13 protein-coding genes are annotated in these 14,455 nt (G+C 70.5%); 7 read left to right on the top strand and 6 right to left on the bottom strand.

All coding sequences use genetic code 11. From position 1 onward, the window contains the following. The first annotated feature begins 27 nt into the window (after positions 1 to 27). Both CLV71_RS40915 and ribA read left to right on the top strand, forming a co-directional pair. Positions 28 to 1,491, top strand: coding sequence for a PfkB family carbohydrate kinase (locus tag CLV71_RS40915; protein WP_133908328.1), 1,464 nt, complete (start codon positions 28 to 30; stop codon positions 1,489 to 1,491). 5 nt (positions 1,492 to 1,496) lie between these two features. After that, positions 1,497 to 2,228 carry a GTP cyclohydrolase II RibA gene (ribA, locus tag CLV71_RS40910; RefSeq protein ID WP_243867277.1) on the top strand — a complete coding sequence of 244 codons (732 nt, stop codon included), beginning with the start codon at positions 1,497 to 1,499 and terminating at the stop codon, positions 2,226 to 2,228. A gap of 85 nt (positions 2,229 to 2,313) precedes the next feature. Here ribA and CLV71_RS40905 read toward each other — a convergent pair whose 3' ends face one another. Both CLV71_RS40905 and CLV71_RS40900 read right to left on the bottom strand, forming a co-directional pair. After that, the gene (locus CLV71_RS40905; RefSeq protein WP_133908327.1) at positions 2,314 to 2,877 is read right to left on the bottom strand and encodes a GNAT family N-acetyltransferase; all 564 of its coding nucleotides are present in this window, start codon (positions 2,875 to 2,877) and stop codon (positions 2,314 to 2,316) included. After that, the gene (locus tag CLV71_RS40900) at positions 2,874 to 3,395 is read right to left on the bottom strand and encodes a YbaK/EbsC family protein (RefSeq protein ID WP_133908326.1); all 522 of its coding nucleotides are present in this window, start codon (positions 3,393 to 3,395) and stop codon (positions 2,874 to 2,876) included. Before CLV71_RS40900 ends, CLV71_RS40905 begins: the two co-directional genes overlap by 4 nt. Before the next feature lie 209 nt (positions 3,396 to 3,604). On the opposite strand from CLV71_RS40900, the gene CLV71_RS40895 reads away from it, so the two are divergent. Genes CLV71_RS40895 through CLV71_RS40885 form a run of 3 tightly spaced genes read left to right on the top strand, consistent with a single transcriptional unit; the run spans position 3,605 to position 5,546 of the window. Further along, the gene (locus tag CLV71_RS40895; RefSeq protein WP_133908325.1) at positions 3,605 to 4,024 is read left to right on the top strand and encodes an SAV_6107 family HEPN domain-containing protein; all 420 of its coding nucleotides are present in this window, start codon (positions 3,605 to 3,607) and stop codon (positions 4,022 to 4,024) included. Further along, positions 4,021 to 4,782, top strand: coding sequence for a maleylpyruvate isomerase N-terminal domain-containing protein (locus CLV71_RS40890; RefSeq protein WP_133908324.1), 762 nt, complete (start codon positions 4,021 to 4,023; stop codon positions 4,780 to 4,782). Before CLV71_RS40895 ends, CLV71_RS40890 begins: the two co-directional genes overlap by 4 nt. Positions 4,783 to 4,814: 32 nt before the next feature. Beyond that, a complete protein-coding gene (locus CLV71_RS40885) occupies positions 4,815 to 5,546 on the top strand; it encodes a VOC family protein (RefSeq protein WP_133908323.1) in 732 nt (243 codons plus the stop codon). Between the two features lie 16 nt (positions 5,547 to 5,562). Here CLV71_RS40885 and CLV71_RS40880 read toward each other — a convergent pair whose 3' ends face one another. Then, complete coding sequence (locus CLV71_RS40880; protein WP_133908322.1) at positions 5,563 to 6,144, bottom strand: TetR/AcrR family transcriptional regulator; 582 nt, start codon at positions 6,142 to 6,144, stop codon at positions 5,563 to 5,565. An 86-nt stretch (positions 6,145 to 6,230) separates the two neighbouring features. Here CLV71_RS40880 and CLV71_RS40875 point away from each other — a divergent pair, with 86 nt between their 5' ends. Then, the gene (locus CLV71_RS40875) at positions 6,231 to 7,652 is read left to right on the top strand and encodes a carboxylesterase/lipase family protein (protein WP_133908321.1); all 1,422 of its coding nucleotides are present in this window, start codon (positions 6,231 to 6,233) and stop codon (positions 7,650 to 7,652) included. Positions 7,653 to 7,709: 57 nt separating this feature from the next. On the opposite strand, the gene CLV71_RS50810 is transcribed toward CLV71_RS40875, so the two are convergent. Continuing rightward, positions 7,710 to 8,723 carry a Clp protease N-terminal domain-containing protein gene (locus tag CLV71_RS50810; RefSeq protein WP_133908320.1) on the bottom strand — a complete coding sequence of 338 codons (1,014 nt, stop codon included), beginning with the start codon at positions 8,721 to 8,723 and terminating at the stop codon, positions 7,710 to 7,712. Between the two features lie 62 nt (positions 8,724 to 8,785). Between CLV71_RS50810 and CLV71_RS40865 the strand changes: the two genes are divergently transcribed. Further along, a complete protein-coding gene (locus CLV71_RS40865) occupies positions 8,786 to 9,139 on the top strand; it encodes an excisionase (RefSeq protein ID WP_133908319.1) in 354 nt (117 codons plus the stop codon). 9 nt (positions 9,140 to 9,148) lie between these two features. Here the strand turns inward: CLV71_RS40865 and CLV71_RS40860 are convergent, their stop codons facing one another. After that, positions 9,149 to 9,703: an RCC1 domain-containing protein gene (locus CLV71_RS40860; protein WP_243867299.1), complete on the bottom strand. Its 555-nt coding sequence runs from the start codon at positions 9,701 to 9,703 to the stop codon at positions 9,149 to 9,151. 38 nt (positions 9,704 to 9,741) lie between these two features. Then, positions 9,742 to 14,385: an ATP-dependent helicase gene (locus CLV71_RS49830; RefSeq protein WP_243867276.1), complete on the bottom strand. Its 4,644-nt coding sequence runs from the start codon at positions 14,383 to 14,385 to the stop codon at positions 9,742 to 9,744. Between the last annotated feature and the right edge of the window lie 70 nt (positions 14,386 to 14,455).

Here is a 14,455-nt window from a genome sequence, read left to right as displayed (position 1 = left end):
GCAAATGACATGCAGTGGAGGTTGGCCATGGCAACCGACGCGGAAGTCATCGGCGTCCGCGGCGTCTTCCTCAAGCTGAGGACCCATGCCGGCCTGAGCGCGCGGCGACTGCGCGACACCGAGGTGGACACCCGGGTCCTCGCGGACCTACCGGTGGTCCAGCGGGTCATCCGCGAGTCTGGGGTGCCGGTCGAGCAGGCGATCGTCGATGCGGTCGCCGGGGTGGTGGCGGAGCTGTCGCCGACCGACCGGCTGATCGCCGACGTCGTGCTCGCGCTCGGGCTGTTGGGCGAGCGGCTGAACGACAGGCCGGAGCTCGCTGCTCGGCTCTATCGGGCTGATCTGGGGATACGCCGTATCGCGCTGTCCGAGGGGTGGACGGCGCTGCACGAGCTGATGGGTGTCTCGTCCTCGCCCCCCGCGCCGACGGTGCGGGGGCTGCGTGGGTCAGTGGAGGAACGCACGCTCGGAGTTCTCGCCGAACGGATCGTTCGTGCGGCAGGCGGCGTCCGTCCGGTGTCGACGGATGAGCGCGCCAACGCCGTCGTGGTCGTCGGCGGGGCGGTGATGGACCTGGTGTCCGTCGTCGAACGGCTGCCCGAGAAGGGTGAGTCGGTGCAGGCCACGTCGTTCCAGATGAACCCCGGCGGCAAGGGCCTCAACCTGGCCGTGGCCGGTGCTCGCATGGGCTTCGACGTGCGCTTCGCCGCGGCGATCGGCGACGACGAGCCTGCGACCAGGCTGCTCGAGTACATGCGTGCCGAGGACCTCGCGACGGACCTCATCGTCCGAGCACCGGGGGAGTCGACGCCGGTCGCACAGGTTATTGTGCTGCCGAACGGAGACGCAGCCACGATCGGCTGGAAGAACCAGCTCCGGGTCGCACTCTCCACAAGAGACATGCGAAACCAGACAATGAGCCAGGCCCTGGCACACGCCGACGCCGTGCTCGTGACTCTGGAAGCGCCGGTCGACGTCGTCAAGTGGACTCTCAACACCGCACGCAGCCTGCCAAGGGAACCACTGGTGCTGCTGCAGGCATCGCCGCCGCTGGAGCGTCCACAGCAGATCTACCGTGAGCTCGGTGGAGTGGACTACGTCGTCGGGTCGGAATGGGCGCTGCGGCAGCTGTTGCCGGACCGCGGTGCCGGCAGGACGATGGAAGAGGTCGCACGACAGCTGCGCACCATGGGAGTCACCACGGTGTGCGTCGTCGAGAACTTCCAGGCCATGATCAGCTCTCCTCAACTGCAGGCGACGATCAACGCACCATCGGTACCGCTCACCGACTCACCCGGCGCACGGGAGGCTTTTTCAGCCGCCTTGTTGCACCATTTGTTGAGGATTGGTCGACGGGACCTCACCGACGAGACGCTCAAGTGGGCGACCGCGGCGATGGCCACGAACCTTTCCATCGACATCATCACAGACGCCATGCCGAAGCCCAGTGACGTTGGGCGGACGTTGGAGTCGGACCAGAGTGTGGGGTAGCCCCGTTGGGCGACAGGAACCTGACGGAGCACGAGCTGAGGCACGCTGACGGGGATTTCCGCGTTGTCGTACTCGGCGATGTCTCCGAAATGCACGGCAATCGCCCGTGCGCCGCCGTATTCGGTGAGCCGACGAACGGTTGTCTCGTTCGGATCCACTCGCGATGCGTGTACGGCGAGATCTTCGAATCCGTCGACTGCGACTGCCGTGACCAGTTGCGACAGTCGATGGCCATGATGCGCAAGGCCGGCGCGGGCGTGCTCATCTACCTCGACCAGGAGGGAAGAGGTGCCGGGCTGCTCGCCAAGGCGCTCGGCTACCAGCTGACGCAACGGCACGGCATCGACACGTTCTCCAGCTACCGGTCGCTCGGCCTGCCGGAGGACTGTCGGACCTATGAGGACGCCGTCGCGATCCTCCGCAGTCTGAACCTTCGGCACATCCGGTTGCTCACCAACAACCCGGCCAAGGTGGCAGCACTGTCCACGGCGGATTTCCAGGTCGACCAGCAGCCGTTCCTCGTGCGTGGTCAGAGCCCGGAGGCCAGGCGTTACCTGGCGGCCAAGGCCAGGTACGGCCACACCATCCCGCTCGCCAAGCTGGACACGTTCTCCGAGCGTGTGCGGCGTTGGGCGCGCAGGCTGGTGCCGAGCAGGCAGCAGGCCGACGTGGTCTCCCTGCCGGTGGCCACAAAGGAACCGGTAGCGGCCTCAACACCAACAGACATGGTCAGTTGATCGGGTGGTCTTACCGGTCGCTGTTGGTGTTTCACAAAGTACTGTGCACTGTGGCTGACCCAAATGACCGGTCACAGTGCACGGTTCACAGTGGAAGGACCCGGCCGAGCACGCCGAACGGTCGGGGGTCGCCGGTGAACCGGTAGTGGCGCAGCACGTCGGTGAAGCCCATCCGGTAGTACAGCCGCCACGCGCGGGACGGGCCCTCCGGCGTCGACAGGAGCACGTTCGCGCTGGGTACGTTCGCCAGCAGCCTGCGAAGCAGCTCCTCGCCGATGCCCCGGCCCTGGTTGACCGGCCGCACGTGCACCTCGGTCAGCTCGAAGTAGTCCTCGAGCCAGCGTTCGGCCAGCGCGGTGCCGGAGCGCTCGACGATGCCGCGCCGCACCTGCTCGTGCCACCACTGCCCGGACGCGCCACGGTAGCCGTAGGCGATGCCGACCATGTGGTCGTCGGTGTCGAAGGCTCCCGCGCAGCGCCAGTCGGCGCGGAGCATGTGCGCCAGCCACATGGGCGCACGCTGCTCGGCCGTGCCGGTCGGGTAGCGCATCGCCGTGACGTACAGCGACAGGGCTTCTGGCAGGCGAGCGCGCAGGTCGTCGGCGCTGAGGTCGACGAACCGTTCTACGCGTGGCGGAACCGCGGTCACGACGTGTGATTCTCCTCCTGCCCCGCGACGTCCGCCGCCGCGCCCCCTGTGAGGGCGAGCAGGTCGGCGTAGGTCGTCGGGAACACCGACTTGGGGTGGCCCGCTGCCGCCCAGACCACCGCATAGCCTGCCAGATCCCGGTCCACGATCGTCTGTATCGGCCGAGGATGGCCCACAGGGGCAACTCCTCCGATGGCCTGACCGGTGTGCTCGCGCACGAACGCCGGATCCGCCTTCCCCACCTCGTCCGCCCCGGCCAGCCGCGCGAGGACGACCGTGTCCGCGCGGTGCGCGCCGGAGGTGAGGGCGAGCAGGGGCGCCACCTCGTCGCCGTGCGTGGCCCGGAAGACGAGGCTGTTGGCGATCGCGCCCACCTCGACGCCGAGGGCCGCCGCCGCTGCCGCCGCGGTGCGCACCTCGTCGTCGAGGATGCGGATGCCGTCCGCCGCCGCGGCCATGCCCGCCTCACGCAGCGCCGCGGCCATCTTGCTGATCGAGGGGTGGTCGAGAGTGGTCATGGCTTATCTGATCACGCGAGTGGCGCCTTTCGCGCGGAAATTCCCGACCGAGGTTGATGCACCCAGGCACCTGGGGTTATGGTGGATTCGTTCGAACAGAGGTTCGAACACTGCTCGGTGGTGGGGCGGGGGAAGCGCCTCGCCACCGAGCACGCCGGCTTCCCCACGGCTCGTTGTCACCTTCAGTGATCCACGAGGAGGCCGTTCCCGTGACCGCGACCCTGGATTTTCCGAACCACCCGGCGGCGCCGGAGTCCGCGCTCGGCCTGCTCGCCCAGGCGGAGCTTGGTCTGCGCACCGCGGAGCTGGAGGACGACCCGGCTCAGCGTTTCGCGGCCGCCTACCTGACGGCGTTACGTGCCGGGGCGGCGCTGCTGGCGCTGCGTGGGCGGCCGCACCGCGGTCGCGCACGTCCGATGAGCGTGTGGACGCTGCTGTCGTCGGTGGCGCCGGAGCTGCGGGAGTGGGCCGCGTTCTTCGCGTCCTGCTCGGCCACCCGCGCGTCGGTGCAGGCCGGGATCACGCGTGCGGTCAGCACCCGGTCCGCCGACGACCTGGTGCGCCAGGCCGGGCAGTTCCTCGAGCTGGTGGCGCGGATGATCCGCGCCGCGGTCACGCGCGACCAGTGACCGTCACCCCGCTGATCGGTTACCCCAACCTGCTGGACGTGCTGGAGGTCGAGGGCGAGCGGCTCGCCACCTCGACCATCGGATCGGATCTCGAGTCGGAGGTGCCGCACCTGCCGGGCATGCGGCTGGGGGAGGTCGTGCGGCACGTCGGCAGCGTGTACCGGATGGTGGTGTCGTGGTTGCACGACCGCACGCGGCCAACCCGCTGGCAGCGTGCGCCCGCCGAGGACCAGTCGCTCGTCGACTACCTGCGTGCCGGGCTGCTGGAGGTCGTACACGAGCTGGCGCGCCACGACCCGTTGGAAGGAGCGCCCACGTGGTGGCCGGAGCACCAGAACTACGGGTTCTGGTACCGCAGGCTGGCCCACGAGACGACCGTGCACCGCTACGACGTGCAGATGGGCGGCGCGGCCGCGATGGTCGGCGGCATCCCACCAGAGATCGCGCTCGACGGCGTCGACGAGATCCTGACCCTGTGGTTCACGCACCGCCTCGGGGTACTCGGCATCGCCGACCTGCGTCCGGGTCGCGTGGCCGTGCACACGGGCGACAGGCGGTGGATCGTCCAGATCACCCCGACCGGCACGTCGGCGTGGCGGGCGGAGGCCGACGAGCCGGTCGACGCGATCGTGTCGAGCGACCCGGCGGGGATGTACCTGTGGCTGTGGGGCAGGCGGCCGGGCGCGCACGTGCTGGAGGCCGGCGACCAGGAGGTGGTGTCGCAGCTGAGGGACCTGCTCAAGGTGGCGACACGCTGACCGATGTCGGTGTGGTCCGCTAGCTTCTGCGCATGTCCACGCGACTGTGCAACGTGGTGGTAGACGCGCTCGACCCGCAGGCCCTGGCCCGGTTCTGGGCGAACCTGCTCAGCTGGGAGGTGTCGTTCGCGAACGCCGACGAGGTGGACCTACAGGCCCCACCGGACGACGGCTGGGACCTGGACCTGGTCTTCGTCCCGGCGACGGAGCCGAAGACGGCGGTGAAGAACCGCGTACACCTGGACCTGGCGAGCGAGTCGCCGGACCACCAGTTGGCGCAGGTAGCGCACGCCCTGTCCCTCGGCGCCACTCGAGCCGACATAGGCCAACACAACGTTCCGTGGATCGTGCTGGCCGACCCGGAGGGCAACGAGTTCTGCGTACTGGACCCGCGCCCGGAGTACATGGCGACCGGAGCGGTGGCAGCCATCGTGGTGGACGCACTGACCCCGCTGAGGCTGGCGGAGTTCTGGTCCGCGGCGGCAGGCTGGCAGGTGGCCGAGACCACCGAGAACACGGCGTCCCTGCGCTCGCCTACGGGCAGGGGGCCCTGGCTGGAGTTCATCCCGACAACGCACCCGCACGAGATCAAGAACCGCGTCCACCTGGACGTGGCCCCGTTACTGGAGGACGACCACTGGACAGAGGTGACCCGCGTGCTGGAGCTGGGTGCCCGCAAGCTCGACATCGGCCAGGGCTCGGTTCCCTGGCAGGTGATGGCCGACCCGGAGGACAACGAGTTCTGCGTGCTGACCCCACGCTGAGCCGTCGTCCGGGGCTTCAGCTCTTCTCGACGCCGAGGAGTGTGCGCAGGCCCGTCATGACCTCGGCCGCGGTCGGGGTCAGGTCCTTGTCCATCAGCCACTGGACCATCAACCCGGAGATCAGCGCCATCTGGACCCCGCCCACCGAGCGGGTCACGGCGTCCGGGATCTCCTCCTCGGACTGGCCGGTCACCATCGCGGCCAGGCCCCTTCTGCCTTCGAGCTGACCGCCCGCCAGCTGCGCACGCAGCTCGGGTGAGCGCTGTGCCTGCATGAACGCCTCGATGCTCGCCAGCCACACCTGCCGGTTCTCCGCGAACGACTCGAACAGCCTGCGCAGCTTCGACTCGAACTGGGCGTCCGGGGTGTCCGGCACGGTCGGGTCCGGCGCCACCGCCCTGCCGACCCGGTCGCCCCAGTCGTCCAGCGTGCGGAACAACGCCTCGTTCAGCAGCGTCTCGCGTGAGCCGTAGTGGTAGCCGATCGCCGCCATGCTCACGTTCGCCGCCGTCGCGATGTCGCGCACCGTCGTGCGGTCGTAGCCCTTCTCCAGCAGGCACTGCTTCGCCGCTGCCAGCAGGTCTTCCCGGTTGCCCACGCGGGCGAGCCTAGCAACGACGCTTGAGGCGATCGTCTCACGCAATCGTCTTGCGCAAATGCCTAAGGCGCTCGTACAGTCCCGGCATGAACCTCAAACCACTGCTGCTCACCGCGGTCGCCGGCCTGCTCAGCCTCGGCGCGGATGCCGAACCCACCGCCGAGACCCGCACCTACACCGGGATCCGCTATGCCCAGGCTGAACGCTGGGATCCACCTAGGCCCGTCCCGTTGGCGCCACCAACGGGTGAGATGCCCGCGTGCCCGCAACCAATGGACATCCCACTGGCGCCACCCGACCAGAGCGAGAACTGTCTGCGGCTCAACGTCACGACTCCCGCCACACCCGGTCGACGCCGGCCGGTGCTCGTGTACCTCCACGGCGGCAGCTTCAACTACGGCGCCGGCGCCAACTACCGGCCGGACACGCTCGTGACCAGGGGAGACGTCGTCGCGGTCACGATCAACTACCGCCTCGGCCCGTTCGGGTTCCTCGCCCACCCGGAGCTAGGCCCCGACGCGGGCAACCTCGGGCTCGCCGATCAGCAGGCCGCGTTGCGCTGGGTGCGTGACAACATCGCCGGCTTCGGCGGCGACCCCCACAACGTCACGATCATGGGTCAGTCCGCCGGCGGCTACAGCGTGTGCGCGCACCTCGCGTCGCCCCACTCGGCCGGGCTGTTCCACCGGGCGATCGTCCAGAGCGCGGGTTGCACACAGGGTTACCGCGACCAGGTCGAGGCGGAACAGCAGGCCCTTGGCCTCGCCGCTGCCCTGGGTTGTGCCGACGCCGCGTGCCTGCGCGGCAGGACGGCCGCCGAGCTGGTCGCGGCATCCGGCGCCGGCCACGACGAGTACCGCCCGGTCGTCGGCGGCGAGCTCCTGCCCGTGAGCCCGGCCGAGGCGATCGCGACCGGCCGGTTCAACCGCGTGCCCGTCCTGATCGGCGGCAACCACGACGAGGAGGCCGGCAGGCTGGCCGGTCTCGAGCTGGCCGGCATGCCCCCGCTCACGGCCGCCGCGTACCCGGCCGCCGTGGCCGAGAACTTCGACGCGGCCGCGGAAGACGTGCTCGCGCGATACCCGCTCACCGACCACGGCTCGCCTAGCGAGGCGTTGGCGGCCGCCCTCACCGACCGGAACTGGGCGCTGCAGATCGACGAGAGCCGCAGGCTGCTGGCCCGTCACGTGCCGGTGTACGCCTACGAGTTCGCCGAGCGGGACACACCGTGGTTCCCCGGCGCGCCCTCGGCGAGCTTCCCGGCAGGCGCGAGCCACATGCTGGAGCTGCCGTACCTGTTCTCGGTCCGCTACCTGACGCCGGCCACGCAGGAGGACCTGCGGAACACCATGATCGACCGCTGGACGCGCTTCGCACGCACCGGCGACCCGGGCTGGCAGTGCTTCCGTGACGGGCGGTACGTCCTGTCACTGGCGTCCGGCCTGGACGGCGTGCACCGCACGGACTACGAGACCGACCACAAGCTGGCCTTCTGGCGCGAGCGGTGACGAGGGCGGGAGGCGCGGCCGGTGCCGGCCGCGCCTCCCGGTCCCCTCGGTCATGGCCTATCCGGCGGCCTGGCCGCCACCGCGCCTGCGCAGTCGGTCGTGCAGCACCCGGCGGACGAGAAGCGCCGCCTTGCCGCCACGCTCGGCGCCTTCCTCCACGGGATCGCGCATCGACTGCAGGAGGGTCATCAGCAGCTCGTTGGTCACCGTCCAGATGGGGACGAACTTCCCCGCGACGGGTCCGGTCCCCGTGATGGGCCCGTCGATGAGTGCGGAAACGGCCTTGGCGAGCCCGATGGTGGCCTGGTCGCGGAAGACGAGGTGCACCTCATCGGTGCCCTCGCCACCCTCGGTGCTGACGACACGCAGCTCCATCCGCCGCGCGGCGCTCTCCTGGGGAGTGGCGTCGGTGGTCTCGTCGGTGTCGAACTCGTCGACCTTCTCGGCGATGGCGGCGGCGTCGATACCGAGATCGCTGAGGACCTTGGCGGCCATGCTCCCCTCGGCACGGATGAGGGCCTCCAGGAGGTGGTGGCTGCCCATGGGCGCACCACCGGCGAGCGCTTGCGCGGCACTGACGACCTCGTCGGCCGCGGTGGTGCGGTTGGGCGCGGCGTCGACGGCGCCTTCCTGCTGTCCACTGCCGAGCAGCTCGTGCACGGTGGCGCGAATGGTGGCGAGATCACTGACCTGCGCGGCGAGGATCTTGGCCGCGAGTCCCTCACCCTCCCGCTCGAGCGCGAGGAGGATGTGCTCGGTCCCGATGTAGTTGTGCTTGAGCTGCAACGCCTCCCGCAGGGCAAGCTCCAGCGCCTTCTTGGCACGCCGGGTGAACGGGATGTGCCCGCCCAGCGTTGTTTTGCCGCGTCCGACCTCGGCCTCGACGGCCTCCCGGACGGCCGCCGCCGTGACCCCGAGCCGCAGCAGGGCCTGCGCCGCGAGACTGGAGGGCATGGCGAAGAGCCCGAGGAGGATGTGCTCGGTCCCGATGTAGTCGTGCTGTAGGTCGCGAGCCTCTTCCTGAGCGCGGATGACGACCGCGCGAGCGTTGGTGGTGAACCTCTCGAACATGTCAATGATGGTCGGCGGCGCGCACAACCCTGTCAATACAGTGTCAATGATAGGGTGACGCTATGTCGGACTGGGACGATCGCCTATCCCGTTGGCGCGACGAGCTGGAACTCTTCGCCCAGCTGGAGGAGACCCCGTGGGTGCCCCTGGCCCAGGCGGAACAGGAGACGGGCGTGTCCCGCTCGGCCCTGAGAGCGTGGTATCGCAACGGCGAGATCGAGTCTCGCCTGGTAGACGGGCCGAACGGGCCGCAACGCCTCGTCCCACTGGACGCGGTGGTGGAACGGGCGGCCCGCTCCCCACGCATCCAACGCCGAGCCGAACGGGAGGTCAGCCTGGAGGCACAGGTGATGCTTCTCCGTCACCGGGTCGACCAGCTGGAACTACGGCTGGCGGCCCTGGAGAAGGACAAGTAGCCCCGGGTTTCAGGGGCGCGGCACGAGCGCCTGCCCGCCGTCGCCGAGCGCGGTGACCCCCGCCAGGCCGGGGATCAGTCCCGGTCGGGGCCGGGAGCCGCTCGGCTGGGTGCCCAGCTCGCCGTTCTGGTTCGACCCCCATCCCCAGACCCGGCCCGCGTTGTCCAGCACCAGCCCGCCGTAACCGTGGGAGCCGACGTCGACCGCGCCGCCGATGTCCACGACCTGTCCCGGCACGTTCGACGCGCACTCGCAGTCGCTGCCGTTGCCGAGGGCGCCGAGCCAGTTCGAGCCCCAGGACCAGACGGTGCCGTCCCGCTTGACCGCGAACGCGGTGATGCCGCCGCCCGCGGCCGCGACGACCCCGGTGAGGCCGGACACCCGCACCGGGACACGGGAGTAGGCGACGGCGGAACCGTTGCCGAGCGTGCCACTGGCGTTGGTGCCCCACGCCCAGAGCGAGCCGTCGGCGGTGACGGCGTACGCGTTCCTCTCAGGTGGCCAGGCCGTGGTCGCGAACCAGGTGGTCGGGCCGCAGGTGCCGCTCTGGTGGTCGGGCCGCAGCCGCGAGCCAGGTGGTCGGTCCGTGCCGGGAGTAGATGTCAGGCCCGCAACCGCAACCCCTTGGGTGTGGCGCGGAACCCGGCGTCCCGGAGCACCTCCGCCAGGTTCGACGTCAGCGCCACCTCGCCATCGGCTCGCTGCACGGCCAACTGTCCAAGCCATCCCTCCCTGACTGCCTTCGACAGTCCTTCCGCTCCTGCGCGCAACACCGCGTCGTCCTCGGTGAACGACAGCAGCGACTTGCCGCCACGCTCCACATAGAGCGCAGGCACACCGTCCACGAGCACCGCCAGCGCACCGGCTTTCCTGGCAGGGCGGTGCTTTCCGTCTCCCGTCGGGTCGGGCCACGGTAACGCGGCGCCGTACGGCTGTGCCGGGTCTGCCGCCGCCAGCACGGTCGCCTCCGTGTCCGTCGACTGCGGACTGTCCGAACGTGACAGCGCGCGCAGCCGGTCCACGGCCCCCCGCGCCGCGAACTGTGACGCCCCAAGGCCTTCCACCACGTAGCCTCGCACGATCTGCCCCGTCTCCTCCATGGCGCGCAACACCTTGTACACGCCACTGAAGCCACCGGTCACCCGCTCGGTGTCGATCGCCCCTCGGGTCAGTACGCCGTGGCGCTCCAGGAACGCCTCCGCGCGGGCATGGGCCCGCCGCGTCGGGTCCTCCTCTCGCGGGACCACCAGTGACCAGCGGCCCGCTACCGTCGGTGGGCCCGTCCTGCTCGGCATCGCCGGGCGGGCGCCTCGCAGCCGTGCGTACCGGCCACGCGGGGTCGACCTTCGTGGTTTGTGTGCCGCACCCCGGCCTGACACCAGCGCACGCAGCGGCGCGATCGTGTCGTTGGTGACCAAACCCGACCACACCAGATCCCACAGTGCCGCTACCACGTCCGCGTCCGACGGTGCCTGCGCACCTCCGTCCAGCAGGACCGCCGATGCTCGGTCCGCGAGCTGCCGGAAGAACAACGCGCCACCGTCCATCGCGGACAGTACGGCTCCGTGCAGTGGCGTGTCCGGCACCGCCTCCTCGACGTCCGGCAGCAGCAGGTCGGCCACATCCGTTGGTGCCACGGCGATCCAGCCGTCGCCGCCGGCCAGTGAGCCTGTGCCGCACCACGTCACCTCGCCCGCCGTGGTCAGCTCGTCCAGCAGGGACGGTGTGTAGCCCGGCAACCGTGACGGCAGGATCAGCGACTCCAGCCCGCTCGCTGGCAGCGGCGCGCCTGCCAGCTGCTCCACCACAGAGAGCACGTCGTCCGCTGTCGGGGCCGTGCGCAAGCGTTTGCCCACGCCGTGCCACACCGGCAGGAAACGGCCCAGCGCCGCGGGTTCCACCGGTTCCACCTCGGCTCGCAGCTTCGCGAGCGACGCCCGTCGGACCCGGCGCAGCACGTCCGCGTCGCAGTACTCGACATGCGTGCCGCCCGGCCGCAGTTCGCCCCGTACCAGCCGGCCCGTGCCGACCATCCTGTCGAGTACCCCCGTCACCACCGCCACACCCAGGCCGAACCTCGTCGCCACCTCTGCGGCCTGGAACGGGCCGTGTGTCCTCGCGTAGCGGGAGAGCAGGTCACCCAGTGGGTCGTCCACCGGCTCCGTGAACGCCTCTGGCACGCCGACCGGCAACGCGACCCCGAGTGCGTCCCGCATCCTTCCCGCGTCCTCGATGATCACGTACCGGTCCGCACCCGCGATGCGCACCCGGATCACCCGTCGCTGCCGCTCCAGCTCGTCGAGCCAACCCGGCTCCACCCCGCGCAGCGCCGCCTCCGCAGGCGAGAGATCTCCCAGGAACCGCAACAGGTCCGCCGCGTCCTCCGCGTGTCTGGCGTGCCGTGCGGGGTCGAGCCGTTGCAGCGAATGCTCGATCTCGTCGAGCACCTCCGGGTCGAGCAGCTCCCGGATCGCCTCCGACCCCAGCAGCTCGGCCAGGAGCGACGAGTCCAGCGACAGTGCCGCGGCTCGCCGTTCCGCCAGCGGCGCGTCCGCGTCGTACAGGAACATCGCCGTGTAGCCGAACATCATCCCGCGCGCGAACGGCGACGGGGACTGCGTCGCCACCTCGACGACCCGCATCTTCCGCGACCGCACCTCGGACATCAGCGACCGCAGCCCGGCGAGGTCGTACACGTCCTGCAGGCACTCCCGCATGGCCTCCAACACCACGGGGAACTGCTCGTACTTGGCCGCCACCGCCAGCAGCTGCGACGCCCGCTGCCGCTGCCGCCACAACGGCGTTCGCTTGCGTGGATCGCGCCGTGGCAACAGGAGCGACCGTGCCGCGCACTCCCGGAACCGCGACGCGAACAACGCCGAGCCGCTGACCTCGGCCACCACGATCTGCTCGACCTCGTCCGGTTCGAGCAGCACGTCCTCCGCGGAGGCCACCACGTCCGCGCCCTCGTCGTCCACGGTGTCCGGCAGCTGGATCACGATGCCGTCGTCGGAGTGCGCGACCCGGGCCTCGACCCCGCGCCGCTCACGCAGCCGTGCGCCGATCGCGAGCGCCCACGGTGCGTTGACCTGCGCCCCGAACGGCGAGTGCACGACCATCCGCCAGTCGCCCAGCTCGTCGCGGTACCGCTCGATCAGCAGCGTCCGGTCGTCGGGGACGTGCCTGGTCGCCTCCTTCTGCTCGTTCAGGTACGCGAGCAGGTTGCCTGCCGCGAACGCGTCCAGCCCGGCCGCCGTGGCCCTGGCCAGCGCCTTGTCCTCCGGCATGCTCGACACCTCGCGCAGGAACTTCCCCAGCGCGCGGCCCAGTTCGAGCGGACGGCCCGGCGCGTCGCCCTTCCAGAACGGCATCCGTGCCGGTTCACCAGGCGCGGGCACGGCGATGACGCGGTCCGCGGTGATGTCCTCGATCCGCCATGCCGACGTGCCGAGCAGGAACGTGTCGCCCACCCGCGACTCGTAGACCATCTCTTCGTCCAGCTCGCCGACCCGCGAGCCGGAGCCGCCCTCGGACGCGGGTGTCATCACCGTGTAGAGCCCCCGGTCGGGGATCGTGCCGCCGGAGGTGACCGCGAGCCGTTGCGAGCCGGGGCGTCCCCGCAGCTCGCCGTTGACCCTGTCCCACGTCACCCTTGGCCGCAGCTCGCCGAACTCCTCCGACGGGTACCGGCCCGCCAGCATGTCCAGCACCGAGTGCAGTGCCGACTCGGGCAGGGCCGCGAACGGGGCCGCCCGACGCACCAGTGCGGCCAGGTCCGTCAGCGACCACGGCTCCAGCGCCACCATCGCCACGACGTGCTGCGCCAGCACGTCGAGCGGGTTGCGCGGGTACCGCATGGCCTCGATGGCGCCCTCGGCCATGCGTTCCGCGACCACCGCGCACGACACCAGGTCGCCGCGGAACTTCGGGAACATGACGCCACGCGACACCGCGCCGACCTGGTGGCCTGCCCGGCCGATGCGCTGCATGCCGGACGCGACCGACGGTGGTGCCTCGATCTGGATGACGAGGTCGACCGCGCCCATGTCGATGCCCAGCTCCAGCGACGACGTGGCCACCACGCACGGCAGCTGCCCCGACTTGAGCGCCTCCTCCACCGACGTCCGCTGCTCACGCGACATCGAGCCGTGGTGCGCCCTTGCCACGGTCGGTGCCGCCACCCCGGCTCCCCAGCCCGACCCCGCGATGGCGCTGGCGGGGAAGTGGCCGACGTCCGCCGGGTAGACGGGCTGGTCGGCCGCCAGCTCGTTGAGCCTCGACGTCAGCCGCTCGGCCAGGCGCCGGGAGTTGGTGAACACGATCGTGGACCGGTGCCGACGCACCAGCTCCAGCACCCGCTCCTCCACCGCGGGCCAGATCGACGGTCGCCGCGTGCCGCCGACGGGCCCGGTCATCTCCTCCAACGTGCCGAGGCCGCCCGGCAGCTCCAGGTCGAGGTCCGGGTCGGGCGTGAGCGGACCCTCGACCGGCGGTGGCCCGTCCAGCTCGGTCATGTCCTCGACCGGGACCACGACCGTCATCTCGATGGTCTTGCCGATCTTGGGTGCCACGATCGAGACCGGTCGGCCACCCGCCAGGAACGAACTGACCTCATCGATCGGCCGGACCGTCGCGGACAGCCCGATGCGTTGTGCGGGCCGGGGCAGCAGCGCGTCGAGCCGTTCGAGCGACACGGCGAGGTGCGCGCCGCGTTTGGTGCCCGCGACGGCGTGCACCTCGTCGACGATCACCGTCTCGACTCCGCGCAGCGACTCCCGCGCGGCGGACGTCAGCAGCAGGAACAGTGACTCCGGGGTCGTCACCAGGATGTCCGGCGGGGTGCGCTGGAACGACCTTCGTTCGTCGGCGGGGGTGTCACCGGTTCGCATGCCGACCGTGATGCCGGGGTCGGGATCGCCGAGCCGTCTTGCGGCCTGGCTGATGCCCGCGAGCGGCGCGCGCAGGTTGCGCTGCACGTCGACGGCCAGTGCCTTGAGCGGCGACACGTACAGCACACGGCAGCGCGACGTGCGTTCCGCGGGCTTCGGGCGCGTCGCCAACCGGTCCAGCGCCCAGAGGAACGCCGCGAGTGTCTTGCCGGAGCCCGTGGGTGCCACGACCAACGCGTGCTCGCCCGCCGCCGCTGCCTGCCACGCGCCGGTCTGGGCCTCGGTGGGCATGGCGAAAGCGCCGGTGAACCACTGCCTGGTCGCCGGTGAGAAGAGGTCGAGCACGTCGGAACTCACGGGACCATGATGAACCCGGGCACCGACAATTTCCGTTTGACCAGGTCAGGGGCGGTTTCGTCGAGCCTGA

The sequence above is a fragment of the Actinophytocola oryzae genome (assembly GCF_004364325.1).
GTDB classification, from domain to species: Bacteria; Actinomycetota; Actinomycetes; order Mycobacteriales; family Pseudonocardiaceae; genus Actinophytocola; species Actinophytocola oryzae.
Note: the sequence above shows the minus strand (reverse complement) of the source record. Positions and strands in the feature narration are given on the sequence as shown.

Excerpts from the sequence above, each read along its gene's own strand:
- CLV71_RS40915 (WP_133908328.1), top strand. The coding sequence starts at position 28 with ATGGCAACCGACGCGGAAGTCATCGGCGTCCGCGGCGTCTTCCTCAAG.
- CLV71_RS40900 (WP_133908326.1), bottom strand. The coding sequence starts at position 3,395 with ATGACCACTCTCGACCACCCCTCGATCAGCAAGATGGCCGCGGCGCTG.
- CLV71_RS40885 (WP_133908323.1), top strand. The coding sequence starts at position 4,815 with ATGTCCACGCGACTGTGCAACGTGGTGGTAGACGCGCTCGACCCGCAG.
- CLV71_RS40875 (WP_133908321.1), top strand. The coding sequence starts at position 6,231 with ATGAACCTCAAACCACTGCTGCTCACCGCGGTCGCCGGCCTGCTCAGC.
- CLV71_RS50810 (WP_133908320.1), bottom strand. The coding sequence starts at position 8,723 with ATGTTCGAGAGGTTCACCACCAACGCTCGCGCGGTCGTCATCCGCGCT.
- CLV71_RS40865 (WP_133908319.1), top strand. The coding sequence starts at position 8,786 with ATGTCGGACTGGGACGATCGCCTATCCCGTTGGCGCGACGAGCTGGAA.